Origin of the sequence: Streptomyces sp. NPDC059224, from assembly GCF_042754285.1 — a bacterium.
In the GTDB taxonomy this organism is placed as follows: Bacteria; Actinomycetota; Actinomycetes; order Streptomycetales; family Streptomycetaceae; genus Streptomyces.
In genome coordinates this window covers 371,846-394,842 of sequence record NZ_JBHZAN010000001.1, presented here as the reverse complement: position 1 = coordinate 394,842, position 22,997 = coordinate 371,846, and the positions used below count along the sequence as shown (strand labels likewise).

Below are 22,997 nucleotides of genomic sequence, written 5' to 3'. Positions count from 1 at the left end.
GGATCAGACATGGGAGGGGTAGGGACATGGCGTGAGGCGGTCACGCCGACCGGGTGGAGTGGGGTGTCAGTCCGTGACGGGGCGCGGCTGTACGGCGGGGGCCGAGGTCTCGACGGGCCGTACGGGGACGTCGGGCCGGAAGGGCTTCAGCGCGGGCAGCTCGGGCACCAGGTGGGCCGTCTCCCGGCAGACGTCGACGGCGTCGCCGAGGGAGAGGTACGGGGTGCGGATGCGGGACCAGCCGCCGGAGGTGTCGCCCGCGACGGCGAGGCCGGGGCGTTCAGGAGCGATGGCGCAGGCGGCGAGAACGGCTTCCGGCGCGATGTCGCCGAGGGCCATCTTTGCGGAGGCTTCGTCATTGACGCGGTGGCAGACGCGGCCGGTCAACTGGGCCCGGAGCATGGTCGCTCCCTTGCCCAGCTCAGCGCCGAAGCGCTGCCCGCAGACCTCGAGGTAGATGCCGGCCGCGCGGCCGAGCTGGGCGAGGCGGATGAGCTGGGTGACCATCTCGTCGCGCCGTTCCTCGTCCTTGCGGGTGGCGGTCAGAAAGAGCTCGGCCACCTCGTCGACGAACAGGACGATGGGCACGGGCCGTTCGCTCTCAGGCAGACCCCAGATGTCGGAGGTGATCTCTTCGTCTGGGAGATCGGGGGCGATGCCTTGCCTGGCCTTGATCAGGTCGTATCGGTCCTCCATTTCCTTGATCAGGACGGGCAGCAGTTCGGCGGCTTCGTCCGGATCGGTGGCGAGCGCGAGAGTCGCGAGGCGAACGGAGCCAGCTCGACCCCGCGCTTGCAGTCGACGCCGACCAGGGCGACATCCTGACGGGCGAGCCCGGCGACCAGGTGCCGGAGGTACATGGACTTGCCCGACAGCGTTGCGCCGAGGGTGAGTTGGTGGGGCACGGCCCGGTAGTCGCGTACGAAGGGCATGGCGTCCTCCCTCAGCGCGACTGGCACTTTGAGGAAGCCGCCCTCGGCCTTCCGGGGCATCCGCACCTTGCGCAGGACGTCGAAGCCGACGAGCCGCAGTTCGACGACACCCGGCTTGACGGTGGAGACGTACACGGCGTGGACGCCCCAGGCATGCCGCAGCCGTTCGGCCGAGGCGGCGACGTCGGCCGGTTCCTGCCCCGGAGCAAGGCGGAACCGGAGCCGTAAGCCGGTGGTCGTGGGCCGGATGATGCCCCGGCGGGGCGGGACGGGCCGCACCTCGCGGCGGGTGGTGGCTTTGACGGCGAGGATCCGCAGCCGGGAGGGGGCGACGGTCAGGCCGCACGCTTCCATGACCGAGGCGTACGAGCTGAGGAGGCGGACTGTCGATATCGGACCGCCGACCGCCGACCAGTAGAGACTCGGGTGGTTGGCCCGGGTGTAGGCAGCCCCGCCGCCGAGCGCGGCGACAGGACCACCCACCTCCAGGAGCGTTGTCAGGTCGGACATCAGGCCGAGGCCCCCATGGAGGCTGGGAAGGCGGCCGGAGTGACGGCGGCGGCGCGGTACGCGATGCCGTGACGCTGCTGCCCGTTGAACACGGACTCCCACGGCCGGGCGACGAGCCCGGGCAGCGAGACCGGAGCACCGAGATTCAGACCCTCGGAGACACCGCCTTCCGGGACGGTGACCTTGATGAGCGAGGACTCTCCGTCCTCGATGTAGACGACGCCGATGGTCATCAGCGCCTCGCCGCTGACGGCGTCCTTGGCGATCTCGCCGGTCTGCCGGTCCCGAACCTTGGGCTCGGGGGCCTCCGTCAGGAGGACGGTGGCGGCGGAGGTCTCAACACGGATGGTGCGCACAGGAGCGTTCCTATCTACTCGTCTATACAAGATGCGATCCGCGAACCCGATCTCCCGGGCTCACGACGATCACCTTGCCACACAACTTGCCCACTCGTCTATACGAGTAAGCGTGTTGGGGCGTACGAGTTCGGAGAAGTGTCCTGCGTGCACCGCCCGACCCTCCAGCGCGATCACCCGAAGGAACCGTCCTCGCGGAGGGCGAAGGCATCGCAACCGTCATGCTCGAAACGCACGCGCCCGTCGAACGTCGAGCCGGGACCGGTGCAGACTCCCCAGTCCTGCCCGAGTTCGCCGTTCAGCGCGACCCAGAACTGGCAGCCGCCGCACTGTTCGTCGAACCACCCATCCTGGTAGCCGGGCTGATCAGTGCGCCTGTTCTGCACCCGCGACCATCGCTCGTGGCATGCGTCGTTGTGCTCGCGGTCGTTGCCCGTCCATGCCTCTCCGGGTACTGAGCGATCCGCGCTCACGTGGCCGGGAGCTGGTACGCCAGGACGTAGGCGTCAGCCGCCATGACCGTGTCACAGACCTCGACCGGGCGCCCCTCAGTGTCGAAGGCGGTCCGGATCAGATGGATCACGGGGACGCCGGCCGCCAGGTGGAGCGTCTTGACCTCGCCGGGAGAGGGCATCCGGGCGCGGATCTCTTCCTCGAAGTGGTCGAGGCGGTGGCCCAGCTCTTCGAGACGGGCGTAGATGCCGCCGGGCCCGGGGTTGGGTTCGGCGATTTGAGTACCGCGGGCGATGTCGAGTGGCAGGTAGGAGGTGGCGAACTCGACCGGCCGTCCGTCGAGGAGGTACCGGCGCCGACGTGCAAGAACTCGCCGCACGGACCCGAGCCGGGTGGAGATGTCCTGACTGGCTTTCTCCTCCTTCACCTCGAGGCTGTCGACCTTGGGGTGACTGCCGACGGCGTCGGCCTCGACGATGAACGCCGACTTCCCCTGCTCTCGGTGCCGCCGGGCGAACCGGTCGGAGGCGAGACGGCGAACGGGGGGACGGGGCCGGACGAAGACGCCCTTGCCGTGCTCGGCGTGGACGAGGCCTTCCCCCTGGAGGATGGAGAACGAGTTCCTCACCGTCATGCGGGAGACGCCGTAGTGGTCGACGAGCTCAGCTTCCGAGGGCAGCTTCTCGCCCTCCCTGAATCGCCCACGGTCGATGGCCTCACGCAGCTGGTCGGCGATCTGCCGGAAGACCGCACGATCACTCGTGGGGTCGAGATCACCGAGCAGGCCCGAAGAAAGAGGGCTCACGTGTGTACTCCTTTAGGTATCTAGACGAGTGGGCGAGTGCTTGTTGCTACGGTGGAGAGCCTAGCCATCCGAGAGGGCCGAGGAACGTGAGCACAGAACGCCCGCACTCCGTGAGCGTGGCCGGGGTCGTCGTCGACGCCCAGGGCCGGGCCCTCCTGATCCAGCGCCGGGACAACGGCCACTGGGAACCGCCGGGCGGCATCCTCGAACGCGAGGAGACCGTTCCCGAAGCCCTTCAGCGCGAAGTCCTCGAAGAGACCGGCATCAAGATCGCACTTCCCGCGACCCTCACCGGCGTCTACAAGAACATGACGGGCTTGATCGTCTCGCTTGTCTTCCGATGCGAGGCGGCCGACGGCACGCCGACCACCGGCGACGAGACCCGCGCACTGCGCTGGGTGACCCGTGAAGAGGTCTCCGAGCTCGCCGACGAGGCGTACGCGATCCGCGTCATAGACGCACTCGACGCGGCGTCTCCGCCGGCCATCCGCGCCCACGACGGCGTGAAACTCGTCTAGCCCGAATCCGCTGCACATGGCGGCCTACCTGCATAAGGAACTTGTATGCACGAGTATACGAGTACTCCCCGGGTCTGGGGACTGTCTTGCCCAGGTTTCCCGGAAGAGGTCAGCCGGGCCCGCCGCTGGACACGCGACGTCCTGCACGGCTCCCCGTTCGCCGAGGACGCCGAGCTGATCGTGAGCGAACTCAGCGCGAACGCGATCCTCCACACGGCGAGCGGACGCGCGACCGGCAGCTTCCACCTGGCCGTCGCCGCCTCGGCTCAGGTGGTGGCGGTCTCGGTGACGGACGCAGGGGGCACAGGCACGGCCCCGAAGATCGAGCACCAGGACCAGGACGCCGAACACGGCCGCGGACTCGGCATGGTCAGCGCGATCGCCCACCGGGTCGTCGTCCACGCCAGCGAGGCCGGCCACACCATCACGGCGGAGCTCTTCACCGACGCAGGCCGAGGAGGCCACCCGTGCTGAGGACGACGACCCGGCCGGGCTTCTGGTGCGAGTGCTGGACACAACGGCTCGACGGACGACGCCCGCCGGCGCTCTTCGGATCCTTCGACGCGTACTCGGCGGTCGAGGCGAACAACTGGGTGGCGACGATCCTGCGCACCATCTCACCGTTCCTGGACACGGCAGCTTCCCAGGAGGCGTGGACACGACTCCACGACGACCGCATCGACACGAGACGAGCCCTGTTGCGCCGAGAGCCCTGGACGGTGTCCATCACGCACATCGGCACGCGCATCACATGGACGGTCCGACCAGCACTCTTCCTACCCCTGGCACACCGTCAAGGCGTCGAACTACCGGCCTGCACGAACGACTTCAAGCCCCACAGAGCCGACTGAGTTACAACTTTCTCTACTGGTTCAAGGCGGCTCGCTTCGCTCCCCGCGCGCGGCCCGGCCCCCGGCCGAGCCTGCGCTCCTGTCTCCGCCCCGCTCCAGCCCGACCGGCGCCCGAGCCGCGCTCAAAGCAATCAGCCGCTTGAGGTGAGAAGGGGTACGTCGGGGCTGGGATGGTCGGCGCCACGGCTTAGGCGGCCAATTTGGTGCGGGCCTCGAAGATCATGGCCCAAAATCGGGTACTAACGGGCAGGCTCACAAACCTGCCCGGTCCACTGGCTAGCGGAATGGGCCAGTATCACTCGCGCCAAATCAGCCCCAGCCCAAAGCCGCTGTACTGACCTTTTAACCAAGGCTAGCGAACCTCGCCACTAGGGTGGGACATTTGCATTAGACGATAGGTCGTTTTTCTTTCGCCGACCGTCTCATCTATGACAGTAGTGCCAAGAATGAGGACGTCATAATTCTCTTGAGCTGTTGCATGCGAGGCCTGGGGCCAGGCCGCATCATCAATAGCACCCTCGTAGTCGACATCAGCAGATTCATTCCTGAAGCCGAAGGTCCTACGATCAGTGTCAATCTTGAATAGCCGCATCCGCCCACGAACTTCTTCGACTTGCTCTTCAGGCACGAGTCGTTTCAGCGTCTTCGCAAACTCTTCCAACTTTTCAGCAGGAAGTTCGCGAGCGGTATAAGTCAATCGAGTTCCGGCAGCAGCAACGGTCACATCACCGCCAGTCTCAGCGAATCTCTCAACGAGTGACCTGAAGCTCTTGGCAGCCCGGGGTTTGATCTCCGCCAGCTTCTCAGAAAGTGCTGGGTATTCTAGGCTCAAGTCCAAGAGTTCAAGCAACTTCGATGTTGTCCGAGTAAATAGAGAGTCCCCAAGCAGATCATCTAGCTCATTCGAGGCGAGCTCAAGAACAAAGCTCGATGCTGCCGCTCCAACCATCGCTATAGCTGTCTGACCTGTAACCTCGGCGGGAATCTTTCCCTTTGGTGAAGGATTTTCTTCCGTGAGTGCATAGCCGAAGTTGTCATAGACAGACTGTGTTTGCAGCAACAGGCCACCGATCGCACGGGCCGGCGCCTCGCTGCGAGCGAACCTCGGCAAAGCTACACGCAGTCGAAGTCGCGTGCGGCTTTCTTGGTGAGCCTTACTCTCAATGACCTCTTCCGGTTCAGCCACCGGAAGTGTATGAGTCGGCAGATCTAAAGAGAAATCAGACTCGGGAAGCCATTCTTCCGGAATGTCGACCACGCGGATCGGCTTAGCCGCGTCTTGCTCATCCACGTCATGTGGCAAGGACACCTGGAAGACGAAGCCTTCTGGTGACTCAATAGCAGATCGAAGCGCAATGCCTCCAGATCGAACCATATTGAGACGCGCCTGAGAAACAGGAACGTAGAGCCACTCATCACCTTCATCGCCTTCCTCCGCCCAAACAGCTAGATACGTCTGGTCGGTAAGCGACGTGCAACTGAACACGCGGGGACCGTCGTAATAGACATACGGCTCCTGCATCTTCAGCTCACCAAGAATCGTGTTTCTTGGCATCCAATTCACGGCACTACCTCAAATCCCTCCCACGCCGTGTCATCCGCAGTACGCCACCATGTATGGTGAGTGCACTTCGAATGCCTTGGCGTGTGCTTCATCCTTCCTGCCCCTGTTATGTCTCCTACTGCTATCTTCTTCTTTCTCAGTGGTCCGACAGCAGCCCGAGTTTTCTGAGCATCTGCCACATCACCGAACACGCTCAGCCCTGCTGCGATGCAGTCATCCGGCCAAAACCTCGACCTGAGACGTCCCGCCGCGAGCAGCTCATGATGGTTCATGAAGTCTCTCTGCGTCGGCGGATCGGAGTCCACCAACCGGTAGAAGCTACCGGACGCCTCCTCTGCATCGCTTGGAGGACATGCGTCCGGGAAGCTGTCAGGCCACGTCTCCAAGGTCCCCCCTGGCACCTCGTATGTGATTGTTACCTACCCCACTGACAGCGGACCAATAAATGATCTTGACTCTCAGTGAACCCCTGAGTTCATTGTGTCGAACAACTACCCATCGCGCCTAGTCAACGAACAACTTCTGATCCAACAGTGCCGCCCGGCAGCAGGACGAACGAGAGCGCCAGGGATCATCACTCAGACCACCGCACCGTCGTCCGCTGGTAGGACGACGGGTGAGCGTCTAACACCGGCGGACGAACACGGACTCCTGGCTGTCATGGCAGGTGAGAGATCTATCGGCCCATGCCGGCGCCCTCACCCAAGTGCCTCAGGACAAAGAGGTCACCCAAGGCCTGACCGCCACGCCTCCGCCGGCGCAGCTTGCTCTGATCGACGGCATGGCAGCGTGGCTGAGGCCAGTGGGGGTGCAGCGAGGCACACGCGTGCATGGTCGGCCGGCGCGCCCGCCGTCGTGGCTGGCTGTCGTCGGCTGAGGCGCAGACGTCGCACCAAAGAGATGGCCGCCCACCCAGCTAGTGCTCTGACCGGGAAGGTTCGCCGGGTTGGTGGTCGCGGCGGTTGGATGTCCGGTGACGTCCGTTCGTCCGATCGCTGGGGGTGTGGTGGCTGAGCCTGTCCGTGTGCGCAGGTTGACCGATCAGGAGGGGCAGAAGCTGCAGCAGATCGTGCGCCGGGGCAGCACCAGTTCGGTGCGCTACCGGCGGGCGATGATGCTGCTGGCCTCGGCCGGCGGGAACCGGGTGCCGGTGATTGCCCAACTGGTGCAGGCAGACGAGGACACCGTCCGCGATGTGATCCACCGGTTCAACGAGATCGGCCTGGCCTGCCTGGACCCTCAGTGGGCGGGAGGCCGTCCCCGCCTGCTCAGTCCTGACGACGAGGACTTCGTCGTCGCGACGGCCACCACCCGCCCGACCAAGCTCGGCCAGCCCTTCACCCGCTGGTCCGTCCGCAAACTTGCCGCCCACCTGCGACGCGTTCACGGTCGCGTGATCAGGATCGGCCGCGAGGCGTTACGGTGCCTGCTCGCCCGCCGCGGCATCACCTTCCAACGAACCAAGACCTGGAAGGAATCACCCGACCCCGAGCGTGACACCAAGCTCGACCGGATCGAGCACGTCCTGGAGCGGTTCCCGGACCGGGTGTTCGCGTTCGACGAGTTCGGCCCGCTCGGCATCCGCCCCACCGGCGGTTCCGGCTGGGCCCCTGCCGGCCACCCCGAGCGGCACCCCGCGACCTACCACCGCACCCACGGAGTCCGCTACTTCCACGGCTGCTACTCGATCGGCGACGACACCCTGTGGGGCGTCAACCGCAGCAAGAAGGGCGCTGCGAACGCCCTGGCCGCGCTGAGGTCGATCCGCGCGGCCCGCCCGGACGGCGCGCCGATCTACGTCATCTTGGACAACTTGTCCGCCCACAAGGGCGAGACGATCCGGCGCTGGGCCAGGAGGAACCGGGTCGAGCTGTGCTTCACGCCCACCTACGCATCCTGGGCCAACCCGATCGAGGCCCACTTTGGACCACTGCGGCAGTTCACCGTCGCCAACTCCAACCACCGCAGCCACCCCACCCAGACCCGGGCTTTGCACGCCTACCTGCGCTGGCGCAACAAGAACGCCCGGCACCCCGACGTACTGGCCGCCCAGCGCAAGGAGCGTGCCCGGATCCGCAGCGAGAAGGGCATCCGCTGGGGCGGACGCCCACTCAGCACAGCATCCTGACCAACTGGTGGTGCTATCCGGTTGGATCTCTAATCGTCGAACTCGAAGCCCGAAGTCTCCGCCCGGGCGATGATGTCGCGGACTGCCTCGGGGCTCGTGATGACTGATTCAACGGCCGTCTTGAGAAGCGCGAGGTCGCTCGGACTCCCGACCGCGCAGAACATGCCGGCCTCGCTGTCGAAGTCGAGGCGCTCGGCGATGTCTGGCCAGGCAAACCGCACGAGACCTTCCCAGAAATATCCGTTCGGCTCGTGTTCTGCATCGACCACTGCGGCATCAGCAGCCAGGCCACCGACATCCAACGTCAGCGAGTGTTCGCCGTCGAAGTCATGAAGCTTGATGGTCACGGCCACGATCCTCTCACGCCTGGCCCACGGGCCATCCGCTCCCTCCAGAGGCTCATCCGCTCCCGACCCCGGTGAACCTTTCCGGTCACAGCACTAGATCGAGACCGCCCCCACTGCACATCGTTGCCGCCGCGGCAGGGTCCGGGTCTTGCACACGGCACACGCTTGACAACTCAGCTATTAACTGAGTTATCTAATTTCTTATGGACTTCACTGTGATTGCGAACGCGGTAGAGGTGGATCACGGCATCAAGCGCCTCTCGATGCGCTTCATCAAGAAGTACGCCGCACCGGAGAGAGATCGGCTCAGCGCGGCACTGCGCGAGCAGATCAGCAAGGAGCTTGACAGGCACGGCTTGATCACACTGCCGAAGACGCTTCCTCCATCCGAGAACGACTTCGTGTTCGTCATTCAGAAGGACAGCCCCCTCGGGCAGGTCGTGTCTCTGGCTGCCGCGGTGGCAGGCATGGAGAAGCTCGGTATGACGTCGTTCCCGCCGGGCATGTTCGACAGCATCCCTGGGACCTTGAAGGACCTCACGTGACATCCATAGATGACATCAACAGTGACGAGCAACGACAGTCATCCATGACCCTTGATCTGCGCCGCGTGGGCAGCGGGAAGCGGATGACCTTTGGCAAGGTCGGCGAAGCAAAGCTGAGTCAGTGGATGGCGGACAAAGCGCGGGTGTCTTGGATCGAACAGAGCGAACCGTGGGACCTGGGGTCGCGGCTCATCTCCCAACTCGACCTCCCGCTGAACCTCGACCAGAACCGCCACAACGCGTTTCACAGTCGCTTGAAGGAGCTACGCGCCCAAGCACGTCAGCAAGCGCGGGAGTTGCCTGTCAGCTCGTAGGCCCACAGGTGGACAACGGGCCGATGTCTGGGCCGTCCCTGGGCCGTCCGAGGTTGCTCGACAGTGGCCAACAACGACCAACGACGACCACCAGGCGCACGAGCCCACCGCTCCTGAGCAGCGAAAACGCAGGTCACCAAGATCCCCGGCAAGACCCAGGGCAAGAAGAAGTAAGCCTGCACGATCAAGCCCCCTACCTGTGGTTTTGCCGCGAGTAGGGGGCTTGCTGCTGTACTGGGGCTGTTTCTGGGCCGTGAGCTGCCTGACCAGGCCGCCGGGCGACTCGGCAGACAGGACCGACGGAGTGCGATCAGGTCTGCTGCTTCACCTCTGCCTGTGCGCCCACATCGCGGAGCGCCGCGACCGCGATCTCGGCGGCTTCTTCTGGAATACCGTCGAGGATCACAACCGGGGCTTGATCCACCAGGGCCTTGCTACGCCAGAGACTCAGTCCGGCCAGGCGGCGTACGACCTGGGCTGCATCGAGCGGGCTGGAGCCGGGGTCGACGAGGAGCACGTCGTTGGGCACGTCGTCGCAGACCAACGTGAAGTATCCGACCGCCATCCCTGGTCCCCTCCCGTTCTGATGAGGAGCGTAGGTGCCTGAGCCGTCTCAGGCACCGGGTATTGCCTCAAGACGGCAGCCAGGGCCCTGCGGGTGCCATTTCACCCTCCGAGTCCGCGTGGCATAGGAGGGTCGCTGCGATGGCGGCGAAGGCAAGGAGGCGTTCCGGCGTGCCCCGCGGCTACGATCCGCCGTTGAAGAAGCCGGATTTCAGGTCTCCGATGATGGCGTCCAGCGGATGCCCGCTGACGATGAACGGTCCGCTCCAGGGTGCGCTGAGTGCGAAGAGCAACGCCAGGCTCAGTCCGACCACACCCGCGACCCCCACGATGAGCAGCGAGGTTCGCAGACTGCTGCGGAACACCAGCGCGCCGGAGTTCACGATCAGTGCCAGTCCGCTGACCACGAGCGTGACGACGTAGAGCGAGGGAACGTCGCGTGCGGCGGCCGCGACGCGGGCGCGGCGGCTACTGGTGACGGCGTCCAGGGAGCCCACCAGCTCCGTGCCCGTCGGGGTTCCCACACCGGGCCGGGCCGCCTCGGCGCGCACAGTGCGCTCCAGCCGGGCGATCGCACGAGCGGTGGCCGGGTCGTCGCCGGACGCCGCTTCCGCCCCCTTCCACTCATCGGCACGAGTGGTCCGCAGGTAGTCCAGCAGCGCCGCATGGATCGGTTCCGACTGGACCTGCGGACTCGTCGCCGCCCATGCCAGGCGGGAGGTCGCCGCCGCCTCGTCGCTGACCAACCCCTCGGCCGCCCGCAGGTAGCCGGCCTCGCTGGCCAGGGAGAGTGCGGCGAAGATCGCGAAGGCGGCGCCGAGTGTCGGCATCAGGGGCGTCGCGATCTGCGGCACCCGATCCCGTTCGGCGACCGGTACGAGCGCCCGTACGCCGACCCGTGCCCCTGCCGCGACCAGCAAGGCAAGCAGGAGTCCACCCACGACCAGAACCGCCGCCGGCAGCGAGGTCAACCAGTTCACGAACATCACCCACAGCGTGTTCCCGCGAGCGCCCCACGGCGGCGGCACGTCGGGCCCGGCGACCTGAGGCTCCTCGTCGATCACTCCTCATGACGCTTCATGATCACAGGTCGAAGACCTCTGCCCCTCGCGACGCCCGGTACGGCATCGCCTTTCGTCGCCGAACGGGCGGCTGCCCAGAACGCCCACGGAGACGCTGTGTCCGCCGGTGCCGGGCCGGTCGGCCAGGTGGATCAGATCGATGACGCCCCCCATGAGCCGTCAGTCGAGGCAGAACTCGTTGCCCTCGATGTCCTGCATCACGATGCACGAGTCGTTCTCGTCGAGCAGGAGCCGCTCGCGGACGGCGCCGAGCGGGATCAGGCGCGCGCACTCGGCCTCGAGCGCGGCCAGGCGCTCCTCGCCCACGAGCCCGGTGCCGACCCGCACGTCCAGGTGGACCCGGTTCTTGACGACCTTGCCCTCGGGGACGCGCTGGAAGAACAGCCGTGGGCCGGCACCCGAGGGATCGACGCACGCGGACCACGAACCCCGGTCCTCCGGCGGCCGCGAGCGGTCGTAGTCGTCCCATGTGGCAAATCCGCGGGGCGGCGACATCACGTACCCCAGCACCTCGCACCAGAAGCGGGCGACACGCGCGGGGTCGGCGCAGTCGAAGGTGACCTGGAACTGCCTGATCGTTGACATTGGCGCACCATAGCAAGGAGCCCGCGCAGCTCATCTCCCGCTGGGCGCGGGCGGGTTGGCGGCCGGAGGTGGGGATCGTGAAGCCGGGCGCAACCTTCCGTCGGGTTGGCGTGTCTCAGTCACATACCAACGCCTGACACGGAGAACGCATGCGTATTCGCACCACCGCCGCCGTCACCGCCGCCTGCGGCGCCGCCGCGCTGACCCTGGTCGCCGTTCCGGCCGCCACCGCCACCGCCGCCGATGCCCCGGCTTCCGTACGGCCCTGGCAGCTCACCGGCACCTCCGCCGGCGGCACCGGCGGGCGTACCGCCTTCACGGCGACGACGGCGACGACGGCGACCACCGCGACCGCCAAGCAGCCCTACGCCCTGGCCGTCACCTTCTCCAAGGTGAAGGTCGCCGGCGGCAAGACCACGGTGTCCGTCGGCACGGACGCCATCGTGCACGTGTCGTACAGCTTCAACCTCACCGCCACCAACGTGGACGTCTCGGCTCCGGACTTCTACGTCGGTCTCGACCTCTACCGCGGCTCCGCCAGCAAGCCGACGAGCGACCTCTACGGGGACCAGGCGGCGACCTGCGACGTGACCTCCTCGGAGTCGTCGTACGAGAAGGTCGTCACCGGCATGTCCTGCAAGGGGAAGGTCGACATCTACCCCCGCTCGGACCTGCGCAACGCGGACGCCGGAGCGAAGTGGCACGCCGTGGCCTGGGCGGTCGCCTACAACGGCCAGAAGCCGCAGAACCCGGCCGACGTGAGCAAGATCGGCACCGCCGAACTGGCCGGGCAGACCTCTCCCACGGTCCGCCGCCTGTCCAGGCTCACCGTCAACGCCGCGCCCGAGCCGGTCAGGAAGGGCAAGACCCTCACGGTCACCGGCGCCCTCACCCGGGCGAACTGGGAGACCCACAAGTACGCCGGCTACACCGGGCAGAAGGTCAAGCTGCAGTTCCGCAAGAAGGGGACCAGCACCTACAAGACCCTCAAGACCATCACCACGGACAGCCACGGCAACCTCAGGACGACCTGCAAGGCGACGACCGACGGCTACTGGCGCTACTCGTTCGCCGGTACCGCCACCACTCCGGCCGTCTCGGCCACGGGCGACTACGTCGACGTCAAGTAGCGGGTGACCAGCAGCCCTTCGTGACGGCCCGCGGGTTTGCCGGATCGGCAAACGTGTTCGTGGTCCTGGTCCCGGTGCTCGCATGATCCGTGGTGAGGCGACGAGGCCGAGACCGAGGAGGGATCATGGAGGGTACGCATCGGGTTGTCTCCGGTGGCGGACGGCGGATTCATCTTGTCGAGCAGGGTGCCGGGCCCCTCGTCCTGCTGGTGCACGGGTTTCCCGAGAGCTGGTACTCGTGGCGGCATCAGCTGCCGGTGCTCGCCGCGGCGGGATACCGCGCCGTCGCCATCGATGTGCGGGGGTACGGGCGTTCCAGCGCACCGGCCGCGCCGGACGCCTACCGGATGGCCGGACTCGTCGAGGACAACGTCCTCGTGGTGCGTGCGCTCGGCGAGGAGTCGGCCGTGGTCGTCGGCCACGACTGGGGTTCCGCGATCGCCGCGAACTCCGCGCTGCTCAGGCCGGACGTCTTCAGGGCCGTGGGGCTGCTGAGCGTGCCGTACGCCCCGCGCGGCGGCCCCCGGCCCAGTGACGTCTTCGCGCGCATGGGCGGCGAGGAGTTCTACGTCTCGTACTTCCAGGAGGCGGGGCGGGCCGAGGGGGAGATCGAGCCCGATGTACGGGGGTGGCTCGCGGGGTTCTACGCCGCCTTCTCCGGCGACACCATGCCGGGGCCGGGCGCTCCCGACCCCCACTTCGTCGGTGCCGGGGGCCTCCTGAGGGACCGGTTCCCCGTCGGGCCGCTGCCCGGGTGGCTCGGTGAGCGGGACCTCGACGTCTACGCCGGTGAGTTCGAGCGCACCGGACTCACCGGCGCGCTCAACCGGTACCGGAACATGGACCGCGACTGGGAGGACCTCGCCGCGTACGACGGCGCCCCGATCACCCAGCCGTCCCTGTTCGCCGGCGGCGGCCTCGACGCCTCCACGACCTGGCTGGCCGATGCCATCGAGGCGTACCCGGTCACGCTCCCCGGCCTGGTCTCCTCACATGTCCTGGACGGCTGCGGGCACTGGATCCAGCAGGAACGGCCCGACGAGATCAACCGGCTGCTCGTCGACTGGCTCGCCGCCCTGCCCGCCGCCTGACGGCCGAGCCCGCCCCCCCCGCCTGAGGGCGGAGCGCGACCAGGACGAAGGGCCCCCGACCGGAGTCGGGGGCCCTTGGCCGTCGTTCGTCGGACGTGCGCTCAGCCGCACTGGCAGGGGCTGCCCGACTGGCAGCCGCAGCCGCAGCCCGAGCCGCACCCGCACGCACCGATGACGAGAAGGTTCTTGATCTCGCCGGGCTGTTCGGTCTCGCGCTGCTGGGTGGGGTCGGGCGTGGTGCTGGGGGATTCGGCCATGGATCCCTCCTAGAGGTCCCTAGAGGCAGGGCGTGGTGCCCTGCCCATTTCATGCCCGTTTCACTGGGCGCATCAACGGCGCACAGGGGCGCCCGCCCGCCCGGCCCGCACCTCGCGAGCCCCGACCCGCCGGGGGACCCGGCACGGCGACCTCCGGGGGGATCGTCAGGGGATCCGCCAGGCGTTACGCGCCCTCGATGCCCGTCACCGGCTGGATGTCCGGCTGCAGCTCGTCCGCGTGCTCACCCGTGACCAGGAAGACCACGCGCTTGGCGACGGCGACCGCGTGGTCGGCGTACCGCTCGTAGTAGCGGCCGAGCAGCGTCACGTCGACCGCGGTCTCGATGCCGTGCTGCCAGCGGTCGTCCAGCAGGTGCTGGAAGATCGTGCGGTGCAGCAGGTCCATCTCGTCGTCGTCCTGCTCCAGCTGCAGCGCCAGGTCGACGTCCTTGGTGATGATCACCTCGGCGGCCTTGGCCATCAGGCGCTGTGCGAGCTGCCCCATCTCCAGGATGGTCGCGTGCAGGTCGTGGGGGATGGCGTTCCCGGGGTAGCGCAGCCGGGCCAGCTTGGCCACGTGCTGGGCCAGGTCGCCGGAACGCTCCAGGTCGGCGGACATCCGCAGCGAGGTGACGACGATCCGCAGGTCGGTCGCGACCGGCTGCTGGCGGGCCAGCAGGGCTATCGCGCGGGCCTCCAGGTCGTGGTGGAGCTCGTCCACCTTCTGGTCCGCCTCGATGACGCTTTCGGCCAGCTTCAGGTCGCCGTCGAGGATCGCCGTCGTGGCGCGCCCGATCGCCGATCCGACCAGCCTGGCCATGTCGACCAGGCTGTCGCCGATCGAGTCGAGTTCCTCGTGGTACGCGTCCCGCATCAGGGTTCCCTCTCGTACGTGTGTTCTAGGGCTCCGTGGGCCGGGGCCCGTGGCCGAAACCAGCTGCGAACCCCACGCTCCCATGTTCCGATCCCCGCGCGTCCGTTTCTGCCATCGCAAATGAACCAATACTGGCTCCAAGGTGAACTCTGGGCGACGAGTGTTCGAGCTGACACCTCGCGGACTGTGGGGATGTCGTACCCCCTGCTTAACCTGTTTGCATGGACGTGAACGCGGCGGTCGCCGCAGCGGCAGCGATCGCCGGGGTACTCACCGGTGTCATCGCCATGCTGGCGTTCCGCTGGAGCGAACGCGACCAGAAGCGACCGACCAGGACCTCTCTGCACACCGACCCCGTACTGCCCCCGGGCGTGGACACCGTACTGAGCGTGCTGCGGTCCTCCGCGGTGGTCCTCGACGAGGGCGACATCGTGGTCAAGGCGAGTTCGGCGGCGTACGCCCTCGGACTGGTGCGTGGCGGCAAGCTCGCCGTCGAACCGATGCTCCAGATGGCCCGGGACACCCGGCGCGACGGCGAGATACGCCAGGTCGAGCTTGACCTGCCCCGGCGGGGCACCGGACGCGGAGAGGCGCTCGCCGTCTCCGCGCGGGTGGCGCCCCTCGGCTCCCGGCTCGTCCTGCTCCTCGTCGAGGACCTCACCGAGGCCCGTAGGATCGAGGCGGTACGACGCGACTTCGTGGCGAATGTCAGCCACGAGCTGAAGACCCCGGTCGGTGCGCTCTCCCTGCTCTCCGAGGCCGTCATGGACGCCTCGGACGATCCGGAGGCGGTGCAGCGCTTCGCCGGCCGTATGCAGATCGAGGCCACGCGCCTGACCAACCTGGTCCAGGAGCTCATCGATCTGTCGAGAGTGCAGAACGACGATCCGCTGGAGGACGCGGAGCCCGTCCGGGTGGACGAACTCGTCGCCGAGGCGATCGACCGGTGCCGCCACCAGGCCGGTACCAAACAGATCACCATGGCCGCCGGCGGCACCGCCGACCTGCATGTCTGGGGCAACCGCGGCCAGTTGGCCGCCGCCCTCGGCAACCTGGTCGAGAACGCCGTGAACTACTCCCCGGCCCGCACCCGGGTCGGGATAGCCGCTCGCCGGATCGGCGCGCCCGGCGGCGACATGATCGAACTTGCCGTGACCGACCAGGGCATCGGCATCACCGACAAGGACAAGGAGCGCATCTTCGAGCGCTTCTACCGCGTCGACCCGGCCCGCTCACGGGCCACCGGCGGTACCGGTCTCGGTCTCGCCATCGTCAAGCACGTGGTCGCCTCGCACGGCGGGGAGGTCACGGTGTGGAGCGCCGAAGGTCAGGGCTCCACGTTCACCCTCAGGTTGCCGGAGGCGGGCGCGGCTCGTGACCGCGCCTCGCAGCACCCCGACCCCGACCTCGATGACGAGGCCGGTACCACCGAGTCGTCCCCGTTTGAACCGCTTCCTGCCCCGGAGGTCCTTCCGTGACCCGAGTGCTCGTCGTCGAGGACGAGGAGTCCTTCTCCGACGCCCTGTCGTACATGCTCCGCAAAGAGGGCTTCGAGGTCGCAGTGGCGGCCACGGGCCCCGACGGACTCGACGAGTTCGAGCGCAACGGCGCCGACCTCGTCCTCCTCGACCTGATGCTGCCCGGTCTGCCGGGCACCGAGGTCTGCCGCCAGCTGCGCGGCCGGTCCAACGTCCCCGTCATCATGGTGACGGCCAAGGACAGTGAGATCGACAAGGTTGTCGGGCTCGAAATAGGAGCCGACGACTACGTCACCAAGCCCTTCTCCTCCCGCGAGCTGGTGGCCCGTATCCGGGCCGTCCTGCGCCGTCGCGGGGAGCCGGAGGAGGTCACCCCGGCCGCCCTGGAGGCCGGTCCGGTCCGCATGGACGTCGACCGCCACGTGGTGACGGTCTCCGGTTCCAAGGTCGACCTCCCCCTCAAGGAGTTCGACCTGCTGGAGATGCTGCTGCGCAACGCGGGCCGCGTCCTGACCCGTATGCAGCTCATCGACCGGGTCTGGGGTGCCGACTACGTCGGTGACACCAAGACCCTCGACGTCCACGTCAAGCGCCTGCGCGCCAAGATCGAGCCCGACCCGGGCGCGCCGCGCTACCTGGTGACGGTCCGCGGTCTCGGCTACAAGTTCGAGCCGTAAACCGCTGACCTGGTCATCTGACCAACGCGAGAAGGGCGGCACCCTGAGGGGCCGCCCTTCTCGCGCTGGCCGTACGACCGCTCAGCCCGCGTTCGTCGACTCGGACGCCGAGTCGCTCGGGGTGGCGCTCTCGGACGCCTTGTTCTTGCCCTTGGCGCTCTCGCTCGCCGTGGCGCCCGCCGCCGGGGAGCCGGAGGCCGAGGCGGACGAGGACGCGGACGCCGTGGCCGACGGGACGGCGCTCGGGCCCCAGCCCGTGAAGAAGCTCTCGGCCGGCACGACGAACGCGCGCAGGCTCACGTCGCCCGTCTTGCTGAAGGTGAACGTGACCTTCTGCGCGTTGCCGTCCTTGACGGCCTCACGGCTGCTGCCCAGCACCGCGGAGGCGTTGTTCGCGCCGCCCAGGATCAGCCGGCCGCCGGCCGGGATGGTCAGCGGCTGGGACTTGGTGGCGTGCAGTTCGGCGGTCTTGTTGGTACCGGCGACGACGATCGACTGGAGCGTCTCGGGCTCGGTGCCGGTGTTGAAGATGGTCGCGGAGACCACGGCCGGGCCCGTCGACGTGAGGTCGGGCTGGGTGATCACGGTCGCGTTCTGGACCTTGATGTCGCCCACGCTGGTCGCGGCGTTGTCCGGCTTGATCTCCAGCGTCTGGGAGTTGTTGCCGGCACCGCACGCGGAGAGCGCGGCTACGGAGACGGCGATGGCGGAGGCGGCGAGGGCGCCGCGTCGAAGGCTGCTGCTCACGGCGGCGGCAACTCCTTGAACGCACGGGCGGCCCCCTAATAAAGCCGCCCTAAGTGTCTGTCAGCGGCCTTAGGTTACCGAGCCGTTCCCTCGTGGCCGCACCCGACCCTCCCCAAGCCCCTTGCTTCTCTTGAGCGGCTGCACCCTCAGGGCTCCACACGCGACTCCTCGGTCACTTGTGGGGGCGCTCGTCAGGCATTCACATAACTCGTTCGCGACACCGCGCGCAAAATTTCCGTGAAGGAATACGCGGCCGTCGGGGAAATTGATCACGTACCGTCGGCCGGACCCCTGTGATCAATTCCGGAAACGTCTCCGATCCGACATCGGCAGCCGAACGGAGTACCGGAAGTCGTACACTTGGAAGCGGACATATGGGGATGTTCCGCCACTTGGGCGGTCGTCCGGAAGTGTGTGACGCGCACGTTTCTCCTCACCCGGAGAGCCGCTCCGACCTGCGAATACCTGGTTCCGGGCAGCCTCCGCAGCACGTTCCTGTTGCTGTTGTCAAGCCCCGAGATATGCCCTGACCTGCGAAAACGCCATTCAGAACCGCCGGTTTCCGTGTTACCCTGGATAGCCACGGAAGGGGTACCTGTCACATGACGTTCAAGGTTGGCGACACCGTGGTCTATCCCCATCACGGGGCCGCGCTGATCGAGGCTATCGAAACTCGCCAGATCAAAGGCGTGGACAAGACCTACTTGGTGCTGAAGGTCGCCCAGGGTGACCTGACGGTACGTGTGCCAGCGGACAATGCGGAGTTCGTCGGCGTGCGTGATGTGGTCGGTCAGGACGGGCTGGACCGGGTCTTCGAGGTGCTGCGCGCGCCGTACGCCGAGGAGCCCACGAACTGGTCCCGTCGATACAAGGCAAACCTGGAGAAGCTCGCCTCCGGCGACGTCATCAAGGTCGCGGAAGTCGTGCGTGACCTGTGGCGTCGTGAGCGCGAGCGCGGACTCTCCGCCGGTGAGAAGCGCATGCTCGCCAAGGCCCGCCAGATCCTGGTGAGCGAGCTCGCCCTCGCGGAGAACACGAACGAGGACAAGGCCGAGGCCCTGCTCGACGAGGTCCTCGCGTCCTGACGCGATCCAGCTCGACACACCGAAACTCCGCACACTGAATGCCGCGGTGCCCGATGACATATCTGTCGCCGGGCGCTGCGGCATGTCCGTGCCCGGAATTCACATCCACGGAACCCCTGCGCCGGCTCGCGGAACACCCACCCCGGCGAAACCCCGATACTAAGCGTGCCGGGCCCGGGCTGCTGGCTCGACCAGTGTCACGGAAGGGTCCGGTCAAGGCGTCGCGCCCGGCACTTCCCAGGCCATACCCACGCCAGGCCCGCACACAAACCTGACAGGAACCGATGTCTGACGATTCGCGTCCTTCGCGTACGGAACGGGGTACGGAACCGCGTACCGCCGCCGTGATTCCCGCCGCCGGCCGGGGCGTACGGCTCGGTCCGGGCGCTCCCAAGGCGCTACGCGCGCTGAACGGTACGCCCATGCTCATCCACGCGGTCCGCGCGCTGGCCGCATCCCGCGCGGTCTCCCTGGTCGTCGTCGTGGCCCCGTCCGACGGCGCGTCCGAGGTCAAGTCCCTGCTCGACGCGCACGCGCTGCCCGACCGCACCGACTTCCTCGTCGTCCCGGGCGGTGAGTCCCGCCAGGAGTCGGTCAAGCTCGGCCTGGACGCGCTGCCCCCCGACTACGACATCGTCCTCGTGCACGACGCGGCCCGTCCCCTGGTCCCCGTCGACACGGTCGACGCCGTCGTCCAGGCGGTCCGCGACGGCGCCCCCGCGGTCGTCCCGGCCCTCCCGCTCGCCGACACGGTCAAGGAGGTCGAGCCGGCCACCGCCCCCGGCGAGCCGGAGCCGGTGCTCGCCACCCCCGAGCGGGCCCGCCTGCGTGCCGTCCAGACCCCCCAGGGGTTCGACCGCGCGACGCTGGTGCGCGCCCACGAGACGGTCACCGGCAACGTCACCGACGACGCCGGCATGGTCGAGCAGCTCGGCGAACGGGTCGTGGTCGTCCCCGGCCACGAGGAGGCCTTCAAGGTCACCCGCCCCCTCGACCTGGTCCTCGCGGAGGCGGTCCTGGCCCGCAGGAGGCTCAACGATGGCTTCTGAGGTCGTCCTGCCGCGCGTCGGCATCGGCACCGACATCCACGCCTTCGAAGAGGGCCGCGAGCTGTGGTGCGCCGGTCTGAAGTGGGAGGGCGAGGGACCGGGTCTGGCCGGTCACTCGGACGCGGACGTGGTCGCGCACGCCGCGTGCAACGCGTTGTTCTCCGCGGCGGGCCTGGGCGACCTGGGCCGGCACTTCGGCACGGGCCGCCCGCAGTGGTCGGGCGCGTCGGGCGTGACCCTCCTGACGGAGGCCGCCCGGATCGTCCGCGACGCCGGATTCCTGATCGGGAACGTCGCCGTACAGGTCGTAGGGCCGCGTCCGAAGATCGGCAAGCGCAGGGACGAGGCGGAGAAGATCCTTTCGGCGGCGGCCGGGGCACCGGTCTCGGTCTCCGGGGCCACCACGGACGGTCTCGGATTTCCGGGCAGGGAAGAAGGCCTCATGGCCATCGCGACGGCGCTGGTCGTCGAACGGAGCTGACCGGTCCCACCCGGGGGGCGCGAGGAGCCGCAGCGCATCCCGCGCCCGGCCACTGCGCCGCACGGACCGGTCCCACTCACTCCCGCGGGCCCACTACCCTAGGTGCCGTGACTATTCGTCTGTACGACACCAACGCCCGGCAGATCCGTGACTTCGCCCCGCTCACCGCGGGCTGTGTCTCGATCTACCTCTGCGGTGCCACCGTGCAGGCGGCACCGCACATCGGGCACATCCGCTCCGGCCTGAACTTCGACATCATGCGCCGCTGGTTCGCATACCGCGGCTACGCCGTGACGTTCATCCGGAACGTCACGGACATCGACGACAAGATCATCACCAAGTCCGCCGACCAGGGCCGCCCCTGGTGGGCGATCGGCTACGAGAACGAGCGCGCGTTCAACGACGGCTACACCGCGCTCGGCTGCCTCCCGCCGACGTACGAGCCCCGCGCGACCGGGCACGTACCGGAGATGATCGAGATGATGCGCGGGCTGATCGAGCGCGGACACGCCTACGAGGCCGACGGCAACGTCTACTTCGACGTGCACTCCTACCCGGACTACCTCCAGCTCTCCAACCAGGAGCTGGACAACCTCCGTCAGCCGGGGAGCGAGGGCGAGACCGGCAAGCGGGACCAGCGGGACTTCGCGCTGTGGAAGTCCGTGAAGCCGGGCGAGCCCAGCTGGGAGACGCCGTGGGGCCGTGGCCGGCCCGGCTGGCACCTGGAGTGCTCGGCGATGGCCCACAAGTACCTCGGCGAGGCCTTCGACATCCACGGCGGCGGCCTCGACCTGATCTTCCCGCACCACGAGAACGAGATCGCCCAGGCCAAGGCCTACGGCGACGACTTCGCCCAGTACTGGGTGCACAACGCCTGGGTCACCATGAGCGGCGAGAAGATGTCGAAGTCCCTCGGGAACTCGGTCCTCGTCTCCGAGATGGTCAAGACGTGGCGCCCGATCGTGCTCCGCTACTACCTCGGCACCCCGCACTACCGCTCGATGATCGAGTACAGCGAGGAGTCCCTGCGCGAGGCCGAGCAGGCGTTCGCGCGGATCGAGGGGTTCGCGCAGCGCGTGGTGGAGCTGGCCGGGGGAGTGGTGGAGCCCTCGTCCGAGGTCCCGCCGGCCTTCGCCGAGGCGATGGACGACGACCTGGGCGTCCCGCAGGCGCTGGCCGTCGTGCACACCACCGTCCGGCAGGGCAACAGCGCGCTGGCCGCGGACGACAAGGAGGCCGCGGTGGCCCGCCTCGCCGAGGTCCGCGCCATGCTCGGCGTCCTCGGTCTCGACCCGTTCGCCGCGCACTGGACCGGCGCGGCGGAGAAGGGCGAAGACCTGCACGGGGTCGTCGACAGTCTCGTCCGGCTCGTCCTCGACCAGCGTGAGTCGGCCCGGGCCCGCAAGGACTGGGCGACCGCGGACGCCATCCGCGACCAGCTGAGCCAGTCCGGTCTCGCGATCGAGGACAGCCCCCAGGGCCCCCGCTGGACGCTCAGGTCCTGACCACCGGTCAATCAAGATCGACTGTGCCGCCCGGCCCCCCGGGCGGCACACTGCATAACACGTACGTACGAATCGAAGCTTACGGAGACGGGTACCCATGGCAGCCAACAACCGCCGCATGTCCGGCAAGAAGGGCGCGCAGATCGGCAGTGGCGGCCAGCGGCGCCGAGGCCTGGAGGGCAAGGGACCGACCCCGCCCGCCGAGATGCGCAAGGGACACAAGAAGAACCGGATCGCCAACGCCAAGACGAAGCAGACGGTACGCCGTCCCGCGCCGCGCGGCCGGGGCGGCAAGGGCACCTCGGAGCTGGTCGTCGGCCGTAACCCGGTCGTCGAGGCGCTGCGTGAGGGCGTCCCCGCGTCGACGCTCTACGTCCAGCAGTTCATCGACAACGACGAGCGGGTCCGCGAGGCCCTGCAGCTCGCCGCCGAGCGCGGTGGCATCAACCTCATGGAGGCGCCGCGCCCCGAGCTGGACCGGATGACGAACGGCCTGAACCACCAGGGCCTGGTCCTCCAGGTCCCGCCGTACGAGTACGCGCACCCCGAGGACCTGGCGGCGGCCGCGTACGACGACGGCGAGGACCCGCTGATCGTCGCCCTGGACGGGGTGACCGACCCGCGCAACCTCGGCGCGGTCGTCCGCTCCGTCTCCGCCTTCGGCGGCCACGGCGTGGTCGTGCCCGAGCGGCGTGCGGCCGGTATGACGGCGGGCGCCTGGAAGACGTCGGCCGGTACGGCGGCCCGCACGCCGGTGGCCCGGGCCACGAACCTCACCCGGGCGCTGGAGGCGTACAAGAAGGCCGGCATCGTGGTCGTCGGACTGGCCGCCGACGGCGAGCACAAGGTCGGTGACCTGGAGGCGCTCTCCGGCCCCGTGGTCATCGTCGTGGGCAGCGAGGGCAAGGGCCTGTCCCGGCTGGTCGGCGAGACCTGCGACTACCGGGTACGGATCCCGATGCCGGGCGGCGCCGAGTCGCTCAACGCCGGTGTGGCGGCCGGGATCGTGCTCTACGAGGCGGCTCGGCAGCGGGGCTGACGGCGACTGAACAGGCGTTCGCAACCTCGC

Annotated in this window: 26 protein-coding genes and 1 pseudogene; 15 read left to right on the top strand and 12 right to left on the bottom strand. The window is 67.9% G+C overall.

What is annotated here, in order from left to right:
* Window positions 1–66 precede the first annotated feature (66 nt).
* The 4 genes and pseudogenes from ACFXI4_RS01815 to ACFXI4_RS01800 form a co-directional block, all read right to left on the bottom strand.
* A pseudogene (locus ACFXI4_RS01815) lies at window positions 67–1,442 on the bottom strand (FtsK/SpoIIIE domain-containing protein).
* Window positions 1,442–1,798, bottom strand: a complete 357-nt coding sequence (locus ACFXI4_RS01810) for a hypothetical protein (RefSeq protein WP_010985417.1) — start codon at window positions 1,796–1,798, stop codon at window positions 1,442–1,444. The pseudogene ACFXI4_RS01815 and the gene ACFXI4_RS01810 overlap by 1 nt, the downstream one beginning before the upstream one ends.
* Before the next feature lie 173 nt (window positions 1,799–1,971).
* On the bottom strand, window positions 1,972–2,271 hold the full coding sequence (locus ACFXI4_RS01805) for a DUF3027 domain-containing protein (protein WP_384987233.1): 300 nt from the start codon (window positions 2,269–2,271) through the stop codon (window positions 1,972–1,974).
* Complete coding sequence (locus ACFXI4_RS01800; protein WP_133026729.1) at window positions 2,268–3,056, bottom strand: GntR family transcriptional regulator; 789 nt, start codon at window positions 3,054–3,056, stop codon at window positions 2,268–2,270. The genes ACFXI4_RS01805 and ACFXI4_RS01800 overlap by 4 nt, the downstream gene beginning before the upstream one ends.
* Window positions 3,057–3,166: 110 nt before the next feature.
* On the opposite strand from ACFXI4_RS01800, the gene ACFXI4_RS01795 reads away from it, so the two are divergent.
* From ACFXI4_RS01795 to ACFXI4_RS01785, 3 genes are read left to right on the top strand one after another with little or no spacing between them, the layout of a single operon-like run.
* Window positions 3,167–3,574: an NUDIX hydrolase gene (locus ACFXI4_RS01795; protein WP_059130624.1), complete on the top strand. Its 408-nt coding sequence runs from the start codon at window positions 3,167–3,169 to the stop codon at window positions 3,572–3,574.
* Between the two features lie 45 nt (window positions 3,575–3,619).
* A complete protein-coding gene (locus tag ACFXI4_RS01790; RefSeq protein ID WP_384987231.1) occupies window positions 3,620–4,048 on the top strand; it encodes an ATP-binding protein in 429 nt (142 codons plus the stop codon).
* Complete coding sequence (locus ACFXI4_RS01785) at window positions 4,042–4,425, top strand: hypothetical protein (RefSeq protein ID WP_384987229.1); 384 nt, start codon at window positions 4,042–4,044, stop codon at window positions 4,423–4,425. Before ACFXI4_RS01790 ends, ACFXI4_RS01785 begins: the two co-directional genes overlap by 7 nt.
* Before the next feature lie 352 nt (window positions 4,426–4,777).
* On the opposite strand, the gene ACFXI4_RS01780 is transcribed toward ACFXI4_RS01785, so the two are convergent.
* Window positions 4,778–5,980 carry a DUF6575 domain-containing protein gene (locus ACFXI4_RS01780; RefSeq protein ID WP_384987227.1) on the bottom strand — a complete coding sequence of 401 codons (1,203 nt, stop codon included), beginning with the start codon at window positions 5,978–5,980 and terminating at the stop codon, window positions 4,778–4,780.
* A gap of 1,015 nt (window positions 5,981–6,995) precedes the next feature.
* On the opposite strand from ACFXI4_RS01780, the gene ACFXI4_RS01775 reads away from it, so the two are divergent.
* The gene (locus ACFXI4_RS01775; protein ID WP_384987225.1) at window positions 6,996–8,117 is read left to right on the top strand and encodes an IS630 family transposase; all 1,122 of its coding nucleotides are present in this window, start codon (window positions 6,996–6,998) and stop codon (window positions 8,115–8,117) included.
* Window positions 8,118–8,146: 29 nt separating this feature from the next.
* On the opposite strand, the gene ACFXI4_RS01770 is transcribed toward ACFXI4_RS01775, so the two are convergent.
* Window positions 8,147–8,464 (bottom strand): Imm51 family immunity protein, encoded by a 318-nt coding sequence (locus ACFXI4_RS01770; RefSeq protein ID WP_062025287.1) that lies wholly within the window; start codon window positions 8,462–8,464, stop codon window positions 8,147–8,149.
* Window positions 8,465–8,667: 203 nt separating this feature from the next.
* On the opposite strand from ACFXI4_RS01770, the gene ACFXI4_RS01765 reads away from it, so the two are divergent.
* A complete protein-coding gene (locus ACFXI4_RS01765) occupies window positions 8,668–9,009 on the top strand; it encodes a hypothetical protein (RefSeq protein WP_384987223.1) in 342 nt (113 codons plus the stop codon).
* Window positions 9,006–9,323, top strand: coding sequence for a GIY-YIG nuclease family protein (locus ACFXI4_RS01760; protein ID WP_384987221.1), 318 nt, complete (start codon window positions 9,006–9,008; stop codon window positions 9,321–9,323). The genes ACFXI4_RS01765 and ACFXI4_RS01760 overlap by 4 nt, the downstream gene beginning before the upstream one ends.
* Window positions 9,324–9,633: 310 nt before the next feature.
* On the opposite strand, the gene ACFXI4_RS01755 is transcribed toward ACFXI4_RS01760, so the two are convergent.
* From ACFXI4_RS01755 to ACFXI4_RS01745, 3 genes are all read right to left on the bottom strand, one after another.
* Window positions 9,634–9,888 (bottom strand): ribosomal protein L7/L12, encoded by a 255-nt coding sequence (locus ACFXI4_RS01755; protein ID WP_384987219.1) that lies wholly within the window; start codon window positions 9,886–9,888, stop codon window positions 9,634–9,636.
* Window positions 9,889–10,069: 181 nt separating this feature from the next.
* A complete protein-coding gene (locus ACFXI4_RS01750; protein ID WP_384987217.1) occupies window positions 10,070–10,951 on the bottom strand; it encodes a hypothetical protein in 882 nt (293 codons plus the stop codon).
* Window positions 10,952–11,128: 177 nt separating this feature from the next.
* Window positions 11,129–11,554, bottom strand: coding sequence for a VOC family protein (locus ACFXI4_RS01745; protein WP_362715705.1), 426 nt, complete (start codon window positions 11,552–11,554; stop codon window positions 11,129–11,131).
* Window positions 11,555–11,703: 149 nt separating this feature from the next.
* Here ACFXI4_RS01745 and ACFXI4_RS01740 point away from each other — a divergent pair, with 149 nt between their 5' ends.
* Window positions 11,704–12,684 (top strand): hypothetical protein, encoded by a 981-nt coding sequence (locus ACFXI4_RS01740; protein WP_384987215.1) that lies wholly within the window; start codon window positions 11,704–11,706, stop codon window positions 12,682–12,684.
* 125 nt (window positions 12,685–12,809) lie between these two features.
* A complete protein-coding gene (locus ACFXI4_RS01735; RefSeq protein WP_384987213.1) occupies window positions 12,810–13,775 on the top strand; it encodes an alpha/beta fold hydrolase in 966 nt (321 codons plus the stop codon).
* Window positions 13,776–13,876: 101 nt separating this feature from the next.
* Here the strand turns inward: ACFXI4_RS01735 and ACFXI4_RS01730 are convergent, their stop codons facing one another.
* Entirely contained in the window at window positions 13,877–14,032 is a 156-nt protein-coding gene (locus ACFXI4_RS01730) for a hypothetical protein (protein WP_362715713.1), read from the bottom strand.
* 184 nt (window positions 14,033–14,216) lie between these two features.
* Window positions 14,217–14,906 (bottom strand): phosphate signaling complex protein PhoU, encoded by a 690-nt coding sequence (gene phoU, locus ACFXI4_RS01725; RefSeq protein WP_362715716.1) that lies wholly within the window; start codon window positions 14,904–14,906, stop codon window positions 14,217–14,219.
* A gap of 221 nt (window positions 14,907–15,127) precedes the next feature.
* Between phoU and ACFXI4_RS01720 the strand changes: the two genes are divergently transcribed.
* Together ACFXI4_RS01720 and ACFXI4_RS01715 are read left to right on the top strand one after the other, a co-directional pair.
* Window positions 15,128–16,384 carry an ATP-binding protein gene (locus tag ACFXI4_RS01720; protein WP_362715719.1) on the top strand — a complete coding sequence of 419 codons (1,257 nt, stop codon included), beginning with the start codon at window positions 15,128–15,130 and terminating at the stop codon, window positions 16,382–16,384.
* On the top strand, window positions 16,381–17,061 hold the full coding sequence (locus tag ACFXI4_RS01715) for a response regulator transcription factor (RefSeq protein WP_010358452.1): 681 nt from the start codon (window positions 16,381–16,383) through the stop codon (window positions 17,059–17,061). The genes ACFXI4_RS01720 and ACFXI4_RS01715 overlap by 4 nt, the downstream gene beginning before the upstream one ends.
* A gap of 81 nt (window positions 17,062–17,142) precedes the next feature.
* Here ACFXI4_RS01715 and ACFXI4_RS01710 read toward each other — a convergent pair whose 3' ends face one another.
* Window positions 17,143–17,808, bottom strand: coding sequence for a DUF461 domain-containing protein (locus tag ACFXI4_RS01710; RefSeq protein WP_384987210.1), 666 nt, complete (start codon window positions 17,806–17,808; stop codon window positions 17,143–17,145).
* Window positions 17,809–18,410: 602 nt separating this feature from the next.
* Here ACFXI4_RS01710 and ACFXI4_RS01705 point away from each other — a divergent pair.
* The 5 genes from ACFXI4_RS01705 to rlmB all read left to right on the top strand — a co-directional run bounded on the left by ACFXI4_RS01705 (window position 18,411) and on the right by rlmB (window position 22,967).
* On the top strand, window positions 18,411–18,893 hold the full coding sequence (locus ACFXI4_RS01705; protein ID WP_003953493.1) for a CarD family transcriptional regulator: 483 nt from the start codon (window positions 18,411–18,413) through the stop codon (window positions 18,891–18,893).
* Between the two features lie 284 nt (window positions 18,894–19,177).
* Window positions 19,178–19,942 (top strand): 2-C-methyl-D-erythritol 4-phosphate cytidylyltransferase, encoded by a 765-nt coding sequence (gene ispD / locus ACFXI4_RS01700; RefSeq protein WP_384987208.1) that lies wholly within the window; start codon window positions 19,178–19,180, stop codon window positions 19,940–19,942.
* Window positions 19,932–20,423, top strand: coding sequence for a 2-C-methyl-D-erythritol 2,4-cyclodiphosphate synthase (gene ispF, locus ACFXI4_RS01695; RefSeq protein ID WP_362724819.1), 492 nt, complete (start codon window positions 19,932–19,934; stop codon window positions 20,421–20,423). Before ispD ends, ispF begins: the two co-directional genes overlap by 11 nt.
* A gap of 107 nt (window positions 20,424–20,530) precedes the next feature.
* Window positions 20,531–21,928, top strand: a complete 1,398-nt coding sequence (gene cysS / locus ACFXI4_RS01690) for a cysteine--tRNA ligase (RefSeq protein WP_384987206.1) — start codon at window positions 20,531–20,533, stop codon at window positions 21,926–21,928.
* Window positions 21,929–22,025: 97 nt separating this feature from the next.
* Entirely contained in the window at window positions 22,026–22,967 is a 942-nt protein-coding gene (gene rlmB / locus ACFXI4_RS01685) for a 23S rRNA (guanosine(2251)-2'-O)-methyltransferase RlmB (protein WP_384987204.1), read from the top strand.
* Window positions 22,968–22,997 lie beyond the last annotated feature (30 nt).